Annotated in this window: 17 protein-coding genes; 12 read left to right on the plus strand and 5 right to left on the minus strand. The window is 37.4% G+C overall.

Features of this window, described 5'->3' with window-relative positions:
• Window positions 1–20 precede the first annotated feature (20 nt).
• The 8 genes from hisD to CC99x_RS04245 all read left to right on the plus strand — a co-directional run bounded on the left by hisD (window position 21) and on the right by CC99x_RS04245 (window position 7,203).
• Entirely contained in the window at window positions 21–1,319 is a 1,299-nt protein-coding gene (gene hisD / locus CC99x_RS04210; protein WP_057624649.1) for a histidinol dehydrogenase, read from the plus strand.
• Complete coding sequence (gene hisC, locus CC99x_RS04215) at window positions 1,312–2,361, plus strand: histidinol-phosphate transaminase (protein WP_057624650.1); 1,050 nt, start codon at window positions 1,312–1,314, stop codon at window positions 2,359–2,361. Before hisD ends, hisC begins: the two co-directional genes overlap by 8 nt.
• The gene (hisB, locus tag CC99x_RS04220; protein WP_057624651.1) at window positions 2,358–3,428 is read left to right on the plus strand and encodes a bifunctional histidinol-phosphatase/imidazoleglycerol-phosphate dehydratase HisB; all 1,071 of its coding nucleotides are present in this window, start codon (window positions 2,358–2,360) and stop codon (window positions 3,426–3,428) included. The genes hisC and hisB overlap by 4 nt, the downstream gene beginning before the upstream one ends.
• Complete coding sequence (gene hisH / locus CC99x_RS04225; protein ID WP_057624652.1) at window positions 3,425–4,015, plus strand: imidazole glycerol phosphate synthase subunit HisH; 591 nt, start codon at window positions 3,425–3,427, stop codon at window positions 4,013–4,015. The genes hisB and hisH overlap by 4 nt, the downstream gene beginning before the upstream one ends.
• A gap of 15 nt (window positions 4,016–4,030) precedes the next feature.
• Window positions 4,031–4,768 carry a 1-(5-phosphoribosyl)-5-[(5-phosphoribosylamino)methylideneamino]imidazole-4-carboxamide isomerase gene (hisA, locus tag CC99x_RS04230; protein ID WP_057624653.1) on the plus strand — a complete coding sequence of 246 codons (738 nt, stop codon included), beginning with the start codon at window positions 4,031–4,033 and terminating at the stop codon, window positions 4,766–4,768.
• Window positions 4,756–5,529, plus strand: coding sequence for an imidazole glycerol phosphate synthase subunit HisF (gene hisF, locus CC99x_RS04235; RefSeq protein WP_057624654.1), 774 nt, complete (start codon window positions 4,756–4,758; stop codon window positions 5,527–5,529). The genes hisA and hisF overlap by 13 nt, the downstream gene beginning before the upstream one ends.
• Before the next feature lie 11 nt (window positions 5,530–5,540).
• Window positions 5,541–6,332 (plus strand): bifunctional phosphoribosyl-AMP cyclohydrolase/phosphoribosyl-ATP diphosphatase HisIE, encoded by a 792-nt coding sequence (gene hisIE / locus CC99x_RS04240; protein ID WP_200953462.1) that lies wholly within the window; start codon window positions 5,541–5,543, stop codon window positions 6,330–6,332.
• 103 nt (window positions 6,333–6,435) lie between these two features.
• Window positions 6,436–7,203 (plus strand): hypothetical protein, encoded by a 768-nt coding sequence (locus tag CC99x_RS04245; protein ID WP_057624655.1) that lies wholly within the window; start codon window positions 6,436–6,438, stop codon window positions 7,201–7,203.
• A gap of 45 nt (window positions 7,204–7,248) precedes the next feature.
• On the opposite strand, the gene CC99x_RS04250 is transcribed toward CC99x_RS04245, so the two are convergent.
• From CC99x_RS04250 to CC99x_RS04270, 5 genes are all read right to left on the minus strand, one after another.
• Complete coding sequence (locus CC99x_RS04250) at window positions 7,249–8,613, minus strand: hypothetical protein (protein ID WP_057624656.1); 1,365 nt, start codon at window positions 8,611–8,613, stop codon at window positions 7,249–7,251.
• A gap of 160 nt (window positions 8,614–8,773) precedes the next feature.
• Entirely contained in the window at window positions 8,774–9,988 is a 1,215-nt protein-coding gene (locus tag CC99x_RS04255; RefSeq protein ID WP_057624657.1) for a cation:dicarboxylate symporter family transporter, read from the minus strand.
• A gap of 219 nt (window positions 9,989–10,207) precedes the next feature.
• Window positions 10,208–10,654: a hypothetical protein gene (locus tag CC99x_RS04260; RefSeq protein ID WP_057624658.1), complete on the minus strand. Its 447-nt coding sequence runs from the start codon at window positions 10,652–10,654 to the stop codon at window positions 10,208–10,210.
• Window positions 10,655–11,008: 354 nt separating this feature from the next.
• The gene (gene tpx, locus CC99x_RS04265) at window positions 11,009–11,512 is read right to left on the minus strand and encodes a thiol peroxidase (protein WP_057624659.1); all 504 of its coding nucleotides are present in this window, start codon (window positions 11,510–11,512) and stop codon (window positions 11,009–11,011) included.
• Window positions 11,513–11,634: 122 nt separating this feature from the next.
• A complete protein-coding gene (locus tag CC99x_RS04270) occupies window positions 11,635–12,213 on the minus strand; it encodes a TetR/AcrR family transcriptional regulator (protein ID WP_057624660.1) in 579 nt (192 codons plus the stop codon).
• Between the two features lie 160 nt (window positions 12,214–12,373).
• Between CC99x_RS04270 and CC99x_RS04275 the strand changes: the two genes are divergently transcribed.
• From CC99x_RS04275 to CC99x_RS04290, 4 genes are all read left to right on the plus strand, one after another.
• A complete protein-coding gene (locus CC99x_RS04275) occupies window positions 12,374–12,769 on the plus strand; it encodes a nuclear transport factor 2-like protein (protein ID WP_158003211.1) in 396 nt (131 codons plus the stop codon).
• Between the two features lie 30 nt (window positions 12,770–12,799).
• Window positions 12,800–13,720 (plus strand): pirin family protein, encoded by a 921-nt coding sequence (locus tag CC99x_RS04280; protein WP_057624662.1) that lies wholly within the window; start codon window positions 12,800–12,802, stop codon window positions 13,718–13,720.
• A 75-nt stretch (window positions 13,721–13,795) separates the two neighbouring features.
• Entirely contained in the window at window positions 13,796–14,386 is a 591-nt protein-coding gene (locus CC99x_RS04285) for a DNA-3-methyladenine glycosylase I (protein WP_057624663.1), read from the plus strand.
• Between the two features lies 1 nt (window position 14,387).
• Window positions 14,388–15,230, plus strand: a complete 843-nt coding sequence (locus CC99x_RS04290) for a putative RNA methyltransferase (protein ID WP_057624664.1) — start codon at window positions 14,388–14,390, stop codon at window positions 15,228–15,230.
• Window positions 15,231–15,237 lie beyond the last annotated feature (7 nt).

Raw genomic sequence — 15,237 nt, forward strand, 5'->3', positions numbered from 1 at the left:
CTATAACTAAGGTGTTTGATATGAAAACGATTGAATGGAAACTATTATCTAATAGTGATAAAGAAAAAATTATAAATAGAAATCAGTGTGCTCAAAGAGATGATATCCTTGAGAAAACACAACAGATTATTGAGGCAGTAAAGCAAGAAGGAGATGCTGCCTTACTGCGGTTAACAGAAAAATTTGACCAAGTTGTTTTGCAAGAATTAAAAGTATCTGAGACAGAATTTAAATTAGCACAAACTAAGGTGGATAGTGCCGAATTAAAAGCGATCAAAGTAGCCATTGAACGGATCAAGGCATACAACATTCGACAACTGCCAGAAGCTTATGTTTATGAAGAAGAGGGGATTCGTTGCGAACGTCAAGCAAGACCAATCCAATCTGTTGGCTTATATGTGCCAGGAGGGACTGCGCCTTTAATCTCCACGGTGATGATGCTTGCCATTCCTGCTTTGGTTGCAGGCTGTAAAAGGAGAATATTGTGCACACCGCCTGATTTAAATGGCAATATTTCACCAGTGTTATTAATTGCAGCAAAAATATGTGGCATTGATGAGATTTTTAAAGTTGGAGGTGCTCAAGCTATTGCGGCAATGGCATATGGCACTATGACTGTGCCCAAAGTAGATAAAATTTTTGGTCCAGGTAATGCTTGGGTAACACAAGCAAAAATATTATGTGCAATACAAGCGCAAGTGAGTATAGATTTGCCTGCGGGACCCTCTGAGCTTTTTGTTATAGCAGATAAAAGCGCCAATCCCGTTTTTGTGGCGGCAGATCTTCTATCGCAAGCTGAGCATGATATTCTTTCTCAAGTCGTATTGGCGACACCTGATAAATTACTTGCTGAAACTGTATTAAAAGAGATCAAAATACAATTAGAGAAATTGCCAAGAAAAAATATTGCAGAAAAATCTATTGAAAACAGTTTAATTATTATTGTAGATGATATTAAAGAAGCAATAGAAATCAGTAATGGTTATGCGCCTGAACACTTGAGTTTGCAACTAAAAAACACTTTTGACTATCAATCGATGATTGAATCTGCGGGTACGGTATTTTTAGGCAATAATACAGCAGAAAGTATGGGAGATTATATTACTGGTGCAAATCACGTGCTACCCACTTCAGGTTATGCACGTAGTCAAAGTGGATTATCTGTATTAGATTTTATGAAATGGGTAGGGTTTCAAGAGGTAAGTGATGCTGGATTAAAAAAACTAGGCCCTATTGCACAACAACTTGCTGAAATGGAAGGCTTAAATGGTCACAAAAATGCAATTAGTTACCGATTAAGTGAGTTTGAAAATGTTTGATATTAAATCAATGATGAGACCCGAGTTATTAGCGGCAAAAGAGTATTTATATGCTCGGCCAGAAGATAGTTTATGGTTGGATTGTAATGAATCACCGTGGGATTCTGCGGTGAATCGTTATCCTCAGCCTCCCTCAGAGAAATTGTTATCGACACTTTGTACATATTATAAAGTGGATAACACGCAATTACTATTAACACGTGGTAGTGATGAGGGAATAGATATTTTATTGAGATTACTCTGTAGACCTTATCAAGATAATATTATTATTTCTTCTCCGACCTTTGCTATGTATGCAGTATATGCAAAATTACAAGGTGCAGGGATAATAGATATACCCTTAATGCAGGAACAAAATTTTAAACTTAATTTTCAGGGTATCTTAGATGCGGTAACACCTAACACAAAAATCATTTTCTTATGCTCTCCTAATAATCCTACAGGTAGTTTGATATCCATAGAAGAAATGAGTAAGTTGTGTGCTGCAGTGGAACAGCAAACTTTGGTCGTGGTTGATGAAGCATATCTTGAGTTCACAACACAAAAAAGCATGAGTACATTGCTTAGCAAATATTCTAATTTGGTTGTTTTGCGAACACTGTCAAAAGCATTGGGTATGGCGGGATTGCGCATGGGCATTGTTATTGCGAATGCAGCTATTATCAACTGTTTGAAAACGATATTGTCTCCTTATTTATTTCCCTCTTTAGTGCTTGAATATGCAGAGTCAGTCATAACGACAAATAAGCTAGCGATTGTCTCTGATGAAATCAATTATGTTTTACGTGAACGTGATATGTTGAAGCAACAACTTCAGTCATTGCCAATGGTGAAAAAAATATGGGAAAGCCATGCAAACGCTCTTTTTATGCAGGTTGAGGATGCTGAACGTATTTATGAACAGTGTAAGAAAAATAAAATACTCATTCGTTCTTTTGCGCAGCATTCATTATTAAAAAACTGTCTTCGTGTAAGTATTGGATTAGCAGAACAAAATCAGAAGTTTTTGGATATATTGCAGCAGTTGAGTGATGAAAAATGAAACAGAAAAAAATACTCTTTATTGACAGAGATGGCACTCTTATCAAAGAGCCTCAGGATTATCAAGTCGATTGTATCGATAAACTTGATTTTATGCCAAATGTAATCTCATCATTACAACGTTTGTCACAAGCAGGATTTTTATTGGTATTGGTTTCCAATCAAGATGGATTAGGAAGTGCAAGTTTTCCGATGGAAAATTTTGAGTGTGTGCAAACCCTGATGCTGCGTGTATTTAGCTCACAAAACATTTATTTTGCAGATATTAAAATTTGTCCTCACTTTGCAAAGGATGGTTGTTCATGCCGTAAACCTCAAGTGGGTTTATTAATGGATTATCTGGTGAATCAAATAATAGATCGTGAAAATTCCTATGTGATTGGTGATCGAAATACTGATCTTGAGTTAGCACAAAACATGGGTATTAATGGTATTCAAATAGGTTCAGAGAAATATCCAGATTGGCTGGAAATAGCAAATTTCATTATTAATAAACCTCGTCAAGCAGTGGTACAGCGTAAAAGCAATGAAACTGAGATAAAGATAAGAATTTTGCTTGATGCGAATAAAGAGCGAATCATACAAACAGGATTGCCTTTTTTTGATCACATGTTGGAGCAATTGGCACAGCATGGTGATTTTGGCATCAATGCTTCTGTTAAAGGAGATATTCAGGTAGATGAGCATCATACAGTAGAAGACACTGCATTAGTGCTTGGGCAAGCCTTAAAGCAAGCTTTGGGTGATAAATATGGCATTGGGCGCTATGGTTTTGTTTTGCCGATGGACGAAGCACAATCACAAGTATCTATTGATATCTGTGGTAGACCCTATTTTGTCTTTGATGGAAAATTTAATCGGGAGACAGTTGGAGATTTTGCAACTGAATTGGTACCGCATTTTTTTCAATCTTTATCGCAATCATTAGGTGCGGCAATTCACATCAATGTACGTGGTGACAATGCGCATCACATGGTGGAATCAATTTTTAAAAGTGTAGGACGCTGTTTGCGGCAGGCCATTACTCGTAGCAGCGCTGGTATTCCAAGCACTAAGGGGATTTTATGATCGCTATTGTGAAAGATTGTGGTACAAATGTCGCTTCTCTTGTCTATGCTTTAGAGAGAATTGGCAAAACAGCTATTGTTACAAATGATGCTGAGATCATTGAAACTGCTTCGCATGTTATTTTGCCAGGCGTGAGTAGTGCAACTCGTGCAATGGCAAAACTAAAAGAAAATAATTTGACTGAGATCATTAAAAATTTAAAGCAGCCTGTTTTGGGTATTTGTTCTGGCATGCAAATATTATTTTCTCAGAGTGAAGAAGGTATGACTGCTACTTTAGATATTATCCCTGGCCAGGTAAAAAAACTGATGAGCACTCAGCAATGTGTATTGCCACACATGGGATGGAATCGCGTGTGCGAAATAAAGAAAAATGAGCCTTTGTTTGAAGATGTGCCTGATGATAGTTATGTCTATTATGTGCATAGTTTTGCCGTTGCATGTTTGCCGCAAACCATTGCTCAATCAAGCTATGCGGAGATTTTTTCGGCTGCGGTTCTGCATAAAAATTTTTATGGCGTGCAATTTCATCCAGAACGCTCTGGAAAGATTGGTGAAAATATACTAAATAATTTTGTGAATTTGTAAATAAGGCATTGAGCTATGAATTGTATCCCTGCTATTGATTTAAAAGATGGGAAATGTGTTAGGCTATATCAAGGTGATTTTCAGAAAACAACAGAATATGAGTGTGATGTCATAGAATTATGCAAAAAATATGAGTCACAAGGTGCAAAAGAATTGCATGTGGTAGATTTGTCAGGCGCAAAATCTGGCAAGAGTTTGCAAAAAGAATGGGTGAATGAAATTTTACAAAATACTACCTTAGAGATGCAAGTAGGAGGGGGGATTCGTTCACGTGAAGATCTTATTTATTATTTTAATAGCGGTGTAAAACGTGTTGTTATTGGTAGTTTAGCCGTTTCAGATACAAAGACAGTTATTACTTGGATCAAAGAATTTGGTGCTGATCGCATTACGATAGCATTGGATGTGCAGTTAAACAGTGATAACGCGCCCATTATCATGACACAGGGTTGGCAATCGTCCTCTGCGCTTTGCGCATGGGATTTATTAGAGCAGTTTAACCGTTCTGGTTTGAAGCATGTATTATGCACAGATATTGCTCGCGATGGCACTTTGGCTGGCCCTAATAAAGCATTATACAAAACTGCATTGTTGAAATTCCCTGAACTGTCGTGGCAAGCTTCAGGTGGTGTGCAGACATTACAAGATCTTGAGCAATTACGTCTATTAGGTCTGAATTCGGTCGTTATTGGTAAGGCATTATTTGAAAATAAATTTTCTTTATCTGAGGCACTTGAACAATGTCAAATTTAGCAAAAAGAATTATCCCTTGTTTAGATGTAAAAGAAGAGAAGGTCGTAAAAGGAATACGTTTTCGTAATCACCGTATTGTGGGAGATATTGTTGAGCTTGCGCAGTTTTACGTTGATCAAGGTGCTGATGAATTGGTTTTCTATGATATCAGCGCCAGTGCACAAGGAAAAACAGTTGATAAAAAATGGGTAAAGAGGGTTGCGCAGATTGTTAATATCCCCTTTTGTGTTGCGGGTGGAATACGTTCAGTGCAAGCGGCAGAATATGTTTTAAATCAAGGTGCGGATAAAATTTCTGTAAATAGCCCTGCTTTAGAAAATCCATCACTGATTAATGAGTTGGTTACCGCTTTTGGCAGTCAATGTATCGTAGTTGGTATTGATAGCATGCAGATAGATAATGACTATCGAGTCTGCCAATACACAGGATCTGAAAAAAAAACACAAATTACACAACGTTTAACCAAAGATTGGGTACGTGAAGTGCAAGAAAGAGGCGCGGGAGAAATTGTACTAAATACTATGGATCAAGATGGCTGCAAAAAAGGCTATGATATCAAGCAATTGCAGCTTATCCGCTCTTATACACACGTTCCTCTGATTGCTTCAGGTGGTGCAGGCACGGAATCAGATTTTTTAGATGTTTTTAGACAAGCGAAAGTAAATGGTGCATTGGCAGCAAGTGTATTCCATGAAAGGCAAATGAGTATTGGGGCGCTTAAAAATTATTTAGTTGATCAAGGGCTTATTTTTAGAATTTAAGTGAGAAGATAATGAATAACATAAATATATCCAAAGCAGATGATTTTTCGGTTAGGCGTCAAGAGAGCGAATCCTCAGGAGTGCACAAAAAGTGCATGACTGGGGTGAGCGAACACAGGCAACAACACCGAAAATTCATCTGCGAAGGATATACGCTGAATATAGAGCAGATTGATGCCCTCGCCTGGGAAAAGATGAATGGATTATTACCAGCTATTGTGCAAGATGTAAATTCAATGCAAATCCTAATGATGGGGTATATGAATAAAGCTGCTTTAGTGCAGACAATTGAAACAGCTAAAGTAACATTTTATAGTCGATCTAAAAATCGGCTATGGGTTAAGGGAGAAACCTCTGGTAATGATTTGGCATTATGTTCAATTACCACAGATTGTGATAATGATACTTTATTGGTGTTGGCCAAGGCCAATGGACCTACCTGTCACGAGGGCACGCCTTCTTGTTTTGACAATATGCCAGTTACAAATGTTCAGACTGCGGATATGAATATAATCAATCGCTTGGAAGCGATTATTTTAGATCGTCAGCAAAATCAAGATGAGAAAAGCTATGTAAGTACTTTACTGTCTGAGGGGCTGTCACGTGTTGCTCAAAAAGTAGGAGAGGAGGCGGTTGAAGTTATGATTGAGGCCATGAAAGAGAAGAGTACTTCTTTTTCTGAAGAAGTTGCAGATTTAGTGTTTCACTTATTAGTATTAATGCGTTTAAAAGGCGTCGTATTTGCAGATATTTTGCAAATACTTAAAAAGCGTAATGCACTCAAGTTGATGAGGATAGAGTAACATTAAACTAGCTAAATAACTTTTTGGTGGGTGATGCATTGACAGCGAGTGATTGTTCACATACAATTTGTTTTTTTGATATTCGCCTTTGAGGATAGCCTAGATGAGCTTTGTAGATACCGCAAATACTGTAGCAACAGGAATGATAACCGCCGCAAAGGCTACGGTTGTTGTTATTACGGCAAGCCTGATTGCTACAGCAGATTTTTTAAAAAACTTACCCCAAAATTTTCCAAATTTGATGAAAAATGCTTGGTATTTTCTTAAGGCAGGTCTTAATTTAAGCAAGGCTTTCTTGCTATTGATGTATGATACGGCAGTTTATTTGATGAGACATTTACCGGATGTTTTTCGAGTACTTTATGATGCTACAGCTTACGCATTGACTCACATACCTGAAGTACTTCGCTTTATGAAAGATTTAACGGTTGAGGTTGTTAAAGGTCTCTGGTCACTTTCTAAGTTTTTGTTTAAAAATGCTTTTGAGATCACAAAAGCAATTATCGAAAATATACCTAATATTTTGGCGCATGCTGTTGGTGTAATGTTAGGCATTGTATATGCGGGCTTTATTATTGCCGGGAAAGTGTTAAATGCTTTACTTGAGGTTATTTTACCTAAAGCATCAGCTACCCATGCTTTGACCTCAAAACAAGTTACAGAAGATTTAAAAAATATAGAAAGCCAAGTCAGTGCTGATTATGATTTAGGCTTTACTCGTTCTTTTAACCCATTATATGGGGAGCGTTTTTCATCAAACAGTGAGAGATCTGCTGTGCAAGTAAGCAATGCAGTGATTGCAACAGTGGCGGAATCCGTTTCTGAACCGCTTAAGGTAGACGGCTATAGCTTTCGCAGTAAAATTTGCTGAAGTATCTTAAAAGATGTTCAGCAAATTATTCTACGAATAGAGTATTTATGATTTAGCCAGCATTTTTTTCTTAGCGTGTTGTTGTTCAACTAAAGCCTGCATTTGAAGCAGTGTATCTATTTGTGTATCAATAGGCATTTTTTGGAACTTGAGTACATTTGCAGCGGTGTGTATTGAAATATTTCCAAAGGCACGAACTGTTTCAGGATTTAAATCATTAAATACATGCAATACTTCTGATTTCAGGCCATACACTACATCTTTATGGGCTTTAGAAGTATATGCATCCACAATTGCTGCCACTTCAGGTGATAAGATAGATTGTGTTGGCACTTCCATTCTTTGAGAAGAGCAAGAAGCCTCTGATATTGGATGAATGATAGCTGTTTCTCTTGGCATTGATGTGTCATAAGCAGTGGTCATGACGGGAGCGCTAGATATAATGCTAGATTCTAATTTTTCTAACAGAGTAGCAGCAGTTAGATTTGCATTAGATCTTGCAATATCCAGCAATGTATAAATATTATTGCTTAGGAGAGCAATAGTGCTAGGATGCTGTAGGGATTCTTCTAAGCAGCCTAAATTATAAGGGAGAGGTTTTGCGACAATCTGTTGTATGAATTTTAAGAATGCTGCTTCGTTGCCCTTTAATGATTTTTCAATAAAATTTCTTACATATTGCTGACCATCTTCCATCTTTGTTTGGTTAATAAGCGATATGATCTTATCCTGGTTGGCAAACTGAACTTGTTCAAAAGCACTATTTTTAATTGTTGCAATGTCTTTAGTACGGCGATTTTGAATTGTCCAAAGGATCATTTCTAGATAATCTTGGTCGCTAGACTGTGTTACAGGTAATGTTTGATATGCTTTAAAAAAATCAAACAATTCTTCTGCTGTTAAGCGTCCTGTCACTTCAGGGCATTGTGTTGATGGATACCGAGAAGAAGAACTGGAAAGCTCTTTGTCTTTAGTTCTTTTTTCTATAGGTCTGATTGAGTAAGATTCATGTTCTCTAGAGCCATTGATCTGCACGTCTGTTGTTGGAGAGTGCAGGCAAATATGTGCAAATTTTAACCTGATTTCTTCTGCAAAAGGAATCTTCATTGTATTATCAGGCTCGATATGTCCGCCGGCATCAGCAAGTAAAATGACAACAGGATGTTGCATATGTGCTTCTGCATGAATCATGATCTCTGCAACCAGCGATGCATGTGCCTTTAAAGCATTGTTAACACCTTGGTGCGCTAAAATGTTTCTTACAGCCAAGAACTCTTGCGTAGAGTAAAGATCTTCTATCTCACGTAGAGGATTAAGCTTGCTAGCATCTCTTATTGCTGTAACGAGGTTATTTAACTGTACTTTTGTTGCGAGTGGTAAAGCAGTTTGAACGGTTTTAAAGCTAAGCATTGTGACCCCTAAATTTCCTAAAAATGTTCTCTGAAGAATATAACATCCATTTGTCAATTTAAGTGTTTATTACAGATAAGGGGTAGGGTTTAGCTGCTTAATTGCGGCTTATCTTGTGAATAGATAAGCCACAATTAAAAAGGAGATTTTTTAACAGTTTCTACTCTTTTTGTGGTAGAGGGGTAGTATCACTGTCATGGTTAAAATTAAATTTAAATAATTTAGAAAACGCGATGGTAAAAAAGCCATTTCCGGTTACATTAGTTGCTGTTCCAAAGGGATCAAATAACATATAAATGGCAGTGATAAGTCCAATCATTTCGCTTGAAAAATGAAAATATGTTTCTAAGAGCGGTGTAACTACAATGATAGCGCCACCAGGAACAGCTGCTACTGCAAACTTTGCAAGCGCATAGAAAAATCCAAACTCAAGAAAACCGGCTAGATCTGGTAGCGGTTTGCCAAAAGCCAATAAAGTGGCAAGTGTTAAAATCGTGACGCCTAAAGCACTACCAATCGTGTGTGTATTGATGGTAGCAGGAATGATAATTTCTGCGACTTCAGGATCTTTCAAATTTTTTTCTGTGCACAAAATAAGAATGGGCATTGTTGCTGCACTTGATAAGGTGCTCAAACCAGTGATTGTTGCTGGCAATACATTTTTGATGTAACCCCAAAACTTTTGTAAGGAGAACTTTGATACCATTAAATATAGAAAAATAATATAAGAGAGCTGTGTTCCTATAACAATGAGTGCAACAGGTCTATAGGTTTGTAAAGCGGTTTCTAGAATATTGTCATGCTCAAGTTTAAAGACAAAGCCTAAGATAAAGAGTGGTAATAGGGGGGTAAAAATTTTCTTTAAGAAGAAAGTTGCAGCGTGATGTAAGGATTTAGCTGTTTTTTCTGCTAATTTATTTCTTCTGAAAGAGAAGAATAAGCCTACGCAAAAACCGAGCAACAAGGCTATTTGATTAGGAATTAACTTGGGTAATTCTAAGTGCCACAATGCCGCCAATGCCGTATCTGGATGTGCTGGAATATAGGTTGGCATACTTAATTTAGGCAAAGCCAATGAACCAACAGTAAATCCCGTATAGATGGCTGCTGAATTAGAAATAAAAATCATTATGATGAGTGCAAAAACAAATTTTAGAACACCTGTCTTAAAATTCATTAATGAATAAAAAATAAAGCTAAAGATGATGAAAGGCAAAATAAAAAGCAAAATTGCTTTCATTGATAAACTGATGGAATAGAGAACAGACTTTATAAAAGGTGAAACATAGGGACCTAAAAAAAGTGGAAAAATAAGAATGCAAAATAACAATAAAGGTAAGCGCACTTTTGTTAGAAATTTCATTAAATGAGTCATTTTTTTTCCGAACGAGTTTTAGTTATAAGAAAAACAAAAATCTGATTGAGTGTTGTTAACGAAGCCTAAAAATAGGCACGAAAACTAACCTCGGCGTTAGGGGCTATGACCTAACAAGTAAGATAAGGAACATCAGTATATCGCAAAACAAACTGAAGTGTTAATAGATATGAAGAGAAAGCTTTATAGCTTATTTAAGAACTCCCTAAAATGCGGTGTTTAGCGTTTTTTAGGTGCGTTCTTTTTGCACAGAGAAAGTGCAACAAGGCTAACGGCAGTTACGCCAATAGCCACTCCCGCAATCGCCTGATAGCTTGGAACATAAGTTGCGATTTCTTCTGAGCGCACGCAATCGGCAATGCCTGCCGTCGCATATTGTACATTTTCTGAAAAATGTTCAGCACAGTTTTCAGCTGTTACATTGAGTGTCGTCGCTATATTTTGTACAGACTGTAGGTAATCAACGCCTAAGTAATAATGAAGCATATCCCAGTATGGGCCACTGTGCTGAGTAATATTTTCAGGGTGTGTAAATGGGTTTTGTAGGCCACATTTTTGCGCTGTGAATAATTCTTCTGAAGCTGCGGTTGAGTAAATTTGACAAGTGTGGTTGTAAATTGCTTTTAACCAACCATTCTCAATCGCAGTGTGTTTTAGTGAGCGCATGAATGTTGCCAAGTTCATTTAATGTTTTCTTAATATATTTTTCTATTGAGCGTTAATGATGGAAATCTGCTTTGGATTTTGGGGATGATACTAAATGGTCGTCCCCCTGAGTGATCCCTACAAATAAATGTTCGTCATTGCGAGTGGAAGCCGTCTATCATTGATTGAAAAAGCACAAAAATATCACGGCTAAAGCGAAGTAATCTATCATGAAATTTTTAAGAAGAGCACAGTGAGAAAGATTTCAAGATAGATTGCCACGCAAAAGACGTGATTGTTTGTCTCTTATTTCACTTTTTTCCAGCGTCTTTTGTTCGCAACGACAAATTCTTAATTCGTGGGCTTCCCCTACCACTATGCTGTTATCAGTTTTAGCACAGCGTCATAATTAGGTTCTTGTGCAATTTCTGGTACTTGTTCCGTGTAAATGACTTTTCCATCTTCATCAATGACCACAACTGCTCTAGATAATAGGCCTTTTAGCGGGCCATCTGTAATGGTTGCACCGTAAGCATGACCAAATTCGGGCGCTCTAAAGCTAGAAAGTGTGATAACGTTTTTTGTATTGTTGCTTTCGCAGAAGCGACTGTGAGCAAAGGGCAAATCAGCAGAAATGCATAATACTTTGACATTTTCTAAAGTTGATACTTCTTTGTTGAACTTTACAACAGAGAGTGCACAAACAGCGGTATCTAAACTAGGAAAGATGTTTAAGACCAGTTTATTACCTTTGAATGATTCTAAGGACGCCTCTGATAAATCGCTTTTAGTCAGTGTAAATTCTGGCGCAGAGGTGCCTTTTGTAGGCAGTGTTCCAATCGTATGAATAATATTTCCTTTGAGTGTAATCTCTGTCATATTAAGTTACCTATCCAGTATAATTTTTCGAAGTGATTTTAGCATCATATGGCTTTTCTGAGCAGTCGGCTAGCCTCAATTAATGATGAAGAATAGAGAAAATAAGAGGGGGGTATTATTCTTTAGTTTGAGAGTGCTTTTATTAGCCCTGTTATAATGAGCGCTTTATAAGCCTCTAATTTTTCTGGTTCATTATAAATTCTTCGCTTATGGTCAAAAAATGCGTTTGAAATTGCTCCATAGATCATAATGCAGATTAATTCTGCAGGATATTCTTGAGTGATTAGATGCTCTTTTTGCAGATGTTGTATTGCAGCTTCCCAATTATCAGGTTGATAATTTTCAATACCTGCTAATAAATTACTTTCTGTTTCTAATTGTTGCCAAGTAACTAGCTTTGATAAATTGGGGTTATGGCTATAAGCCTTAAAGCGTTGACTTACAATTGTATCTAGGAAGCTTTCTAAAGAAGAGGGGTGTAGAGGTAAGGTCAGCTCTTCTCTCGTCATATGTTTTAAGTGCGCTGCTTTTACAGCCTGCCACAGGGCTTCTTTGCTTGGGTAGTGATGAAAGACAGAGCTTTTAGCAACCTCTGCTAATTTAGCAATGGCAGCAATACTGGCACCATTAAAACCCTTAGCTAGGAATTCTTGGCTTGCGGCTTCTAATATCTTTTCTTTCTTACTTTCAACAGTGCTCAAAGGAAACTCTCCATTTGACCGATCGGTCGGTCAGTGTTATGCTGTTACTTTCTCATTAACAATTTAGGTTATTATTATGTCGAAAATAAAATATTGTATATACCCATTCTGTGCTTTACTTCTTTTGGTCATGGGCCTGTCACAGGCAAAAGATAATAATATGTCTTTGCAGGAAGCGCAAAATGTTGCACACGTTGAGAGAACCTTTCAGTGGTTTAATCAGCAAATACAAAAAGAAGGGAAGGTAAAGAAAGTATCAAACGCAGAGGTTGCTCAATATTTTGCAGAAGATGCCCGTATGGTGACAAATGGAAAATTAATTTGTGCGGGAGTTGATGAACATACGACACATTTTGTTGAGTTTCAGGAAAAATTTGCATCTATGCACTCTACCCCCTTTAAACAAATTGAAGCAAAAGGTGATAAAGTGTGGTTGCAATACTCAATCAATATTGAACACAGAGATGGTCGTGTGGAAGATGTTCAAATCATGGGGTATATGCAGCTGAAAGAAGGCAAGATAGCTCATTTTGAGGAGCTTGTTGTTCATGCATAGTTTTTAAATCAAAACATAAAGGCGATAACAATGAGTATTACAAGCAAACATCCAAATGCAGAGGGTGATTTTAAAGATCACCCTTGTCCTGGTATAGACGCAATTATTGAATCTAAATCAAGAGATTTGGGTGGTTTTGCAGTACGTCGCCTTTTACCAAGTACGCAGGTTAAAAAAGTGGGACCGTGGGTTTTTTTTGATCATATGGGACCTGCACATTTAAAAAAGGGGGAAGGGCTTGATGTGCGTCCACACCCACATATTAACTTGGCTACGGTTACTTATTTATTTGAAGGTGAAATTTTGCATCGAGACTCTTTGGGGAGTGTACAATCTATTTTGCCAGGTGATATCAATTTAATGGTAGCAGGAAAAGGTATTGTGCATTCAGAGCGCAGTCCTTTGAGGTGCCGCAAAGAAGAACATAGATTACATGGTTTACAATTATGGTTAGCACTTCCTAAAGCGCAACAAGAAATAGAACCTATGTTTTATCACTATCCAAAGACAGAGATACCAAGTACAGTCGTAGATGATGTTACAATCCGTGTCATGATGGGACAAGCCTATGGTCTACAGTCTCCAGTGCAATGTTATACATCAACGCTGTATTTAGAGGCGCATCTCAAAGCAGGGCAAACACTCATTGTTCCTGAGCATGTTGAGCAAAGGGCCGTGTATGTTGCCAAAGGCTGTTTAGAGGTTAGTGGTGTGAAGCTTGATGCCTATTCGATGACCGTTTTTAAAGCCAATTGTCCTATTCAGTTAAAAGCTCTTGAAGATACTCAAATTGCTCTGATTGGTGGTGAGCCTATGGAAGACAGGTATATATGGTGGAATTTTGTCTCAGACAGTAAAGAGCGTATTGAGCAGGCTAAGCAAGATTGGTTGACAGGGAAATTTCCCGCCATTCCAAATGATGATCTTGAATTTATTCCTTTACCCAAATAAAGCATGAGTATAAAAATTGTGAAAAAAAAGAAAAGCATACGGAGTGTACACATGAAAGTACATGAGGATTGCGAGATGGCGAAGACAACCTCCTCAAAAATACATAGAAGACTATATTGTCCTTGGCTTAAGCTTGATAACCCGCTCTATGTTAAATACCACGATGAAGAATGGGGCGTGCCTGTTCATGATGATGTCAAGCATTTTGAAATGATCACATTAGAAGGCGCGCAAGCTGGATTAAGTTGGGAAACCATTTTAAATAAGCGTGCGCATTACCGAAAAGTATTTTTAGGTTTTATTCCTGAAAAAGTTGCTCGTATCACACCTGCAAAGATTGAAAAGCTATTACAAGACCCAGGTATTGTGCGTAATAGGTTAAAAGTTGAATCTACTATTTCAAATGCAAAAGCATTTCTAAAAATTCAAAAAGAATTTGGATCTTTTGATAAATATATATGGGCATTCTCAGATTTTAAAACGATTGCGCATCATCGTCGTTCAATACAAGACTATCCTACTAAGACAGCGTTGAGCGATAAAATCTCCAAAGATTTGAAGAAGCGAGGTTTTAGATTTGTGGGTAGTACGATTATCTATGCTTATTTGCAAGCAATTGGGATTGTGAATGACCATACGGCTTCTTGTTGGAAAGTAAAAAAATAAAATGACCATCTTAATTTGCCCAACCTGTTCTACATCATTGCAAGCATTTGATAAAAACTATGCTTGCGAAAAGGGTCATAGCTTTGATAAAGCCAAGCAAGGCTATGTTAACCTGTTGCTGTCCCATCAAAAACGGACATTATTACCGGGTGATAGCAAAGAAATGGTTGATAGCAGAAAAAAATTCTTAAATAAAGGTTTTTACAAAGCAATTGCACAGGCAGTAAATGAATGTATGCAAGAATCTTTAATAGCAGATGGAGCACAAGTTGTAGATGTTGGTTGTGGTGTTGGTTACTATTTATCCTATTTACAAGAAAATGTCAGTGTGAAGCACCCAGTCTATTGGGGCGTTGATATTTCCAAAGAAGCAATTAAATGTGCAAGCAGTTATAAGGCTATAAAATGGCTGGTTGCGAGCAGTAAAAATTTACCTTTTGCATCGGGTTCTGTCGATATTGTGTTATCTGTTTTTTCTCCACTTTATTTGGAGGAAATAAACCGCATTCTTTCTCCGCAAGGCAAAGTGATCATGGTAACGCCTGCCAAGCAACATTTGATAGAACTACGGTCGATGTTATTTGAGCAAGTAGAAGCGCACAGCGTTGATAAAACAATTGAAAAATATTCTGCTGTCTTTGATATAAAAGAACAAATATCAATTTGCGCTTCTTTTTCGCTTTCTTCACAACAAGATATTGATAACCTTCTTAAAATGACACCATTGTATTGGAAATCCTCAGCCTCCAAGAAAGAGGCCTTAAGAAAAGTAGAAAGCTTAGATTTAACGCTTGATGTCGTTTTATGGGAGCTATCCAAGCGATCATATAGTCTTCGCACATGAGTTTTAC

The organism is Candidatus Berkiella cookevillensis (genome assembly GCF_001431315.2).
GTDB lineage: Bacteria > Pseudomonadota > Gammaproteobacteria > Berkiellales > Berkiellaceae > Berkiella_A > Berkiella_A cookevillensis.

Excerpts from the sequence above, each read along its gene's own strand:
- hisD (WP_057624649.1), top strand. The coding sequence starts at position 21 with ATGAAAACGATTGAATGGAAACTATTATCTAATAGTGATAAAGAAAAA.
- hisC (WP_057624650.1), top strand. The coding sequence starts at position 1,312 with ATGTTTGATATTAAATCAATGATGAGACCCGAGTTATTAGCGGCAAAA.
- hisB (WP_057624651.1), top strand. The coding sequence starts at position 2,358 with ATGAAACAGAAAAAAATACTCTTTATTGACAGAGATGGCACTCTTATC.
- hisH (WP_057624652.1), top strand. The coding sequence starts at position 3,425 with ATGATCGCTATTGTGAAAGATTGTGGTACAAATGTCGCTTCTCTTGTC.
- hisA (WP_057624653.1), top strand. The coding sequence starts at position 4,031 with ATGAATTGTATCCCTGCTATTGATTTAAAAGATGGGAAATGTGTTAGG.
- hisF (WP_057624654.1), top strand. The coding sequence starts at position 4,756 with ATGTCAAATTTAGCAAAAAGAATTATCCCTTGTTTAGATGTAAAAGAA.
- hisIE (WP_200953462.1), top strand. The coding sequence starts at position 5,541 with ATGAATAACATAAATATATCCAAAGCAGATGATTTTTCGGTTAGGCGT.
- CC99x_RS04245 (WP_057624655.1), top strand. The coding sequence starts at position 6,436 with ATGAGCTTTGTAGATACCGCAAATACTGTAGCAACAGGAATGATAACC.
- CC99x_RS04250 (WP_057624656.1), bottom strand. The coding sequence starts at position 8,613 with ATGCTTAGCTTTAAAACCGTTCAAACTGCTTTACCACTCGCAACAAAA.
- CC99x_RS04255 (WP_057624657.1), bottom strand. The coding sequence starts at position 9,988 with ATGACTCATTTAATGAAATTTCTAACAAAAGTGCGCTTACCTTTATTG.
- CC99x_RS04260 (WP_057624658.1), bottom strand. The coding sequence starts at position 10,654 with ATGCGCTCACTAAAACACACTGCGATTGAGAATGGTTGGTTAAAAGCA.
- tpx (WP_057624659.1), bottom strand. The coding sequence starts at position 11,512 with ATGACAGAGATTACACTCAAAGGAAATATTATTCATACGATTGGAACA.
- CC99x_RS04275 (WP_158003211.1), top strand. The coding sequence starts at position 12,374 with ATGTCTTTGCAGGAAGCGCAAAATGTTGCACACGTTGAGAGAACCTTT.
- CC99x_RS04280 (WP_057624662.1), top strand. The coding sequence starts at position 12,800 with ATGAGTATTACAAGCAAACATCCAAATGCAGAGGGTGATTTTAAAGAT.
- CC99x_RS04285 (WP_057624663.1), top strand. The coding sequence starts at position 13,796 with ATGGCGAAGACAACCTCCTCAAAAATACATAGAAGACTATATTGTCCT.
- CC99x_RS04290 (WP_057624664.1), top strand. The coding sequence starts at position 14,388 with ATGACCATCTTAATTTGCCCAACCTGTTCTACATCATTGCAAGCATTT.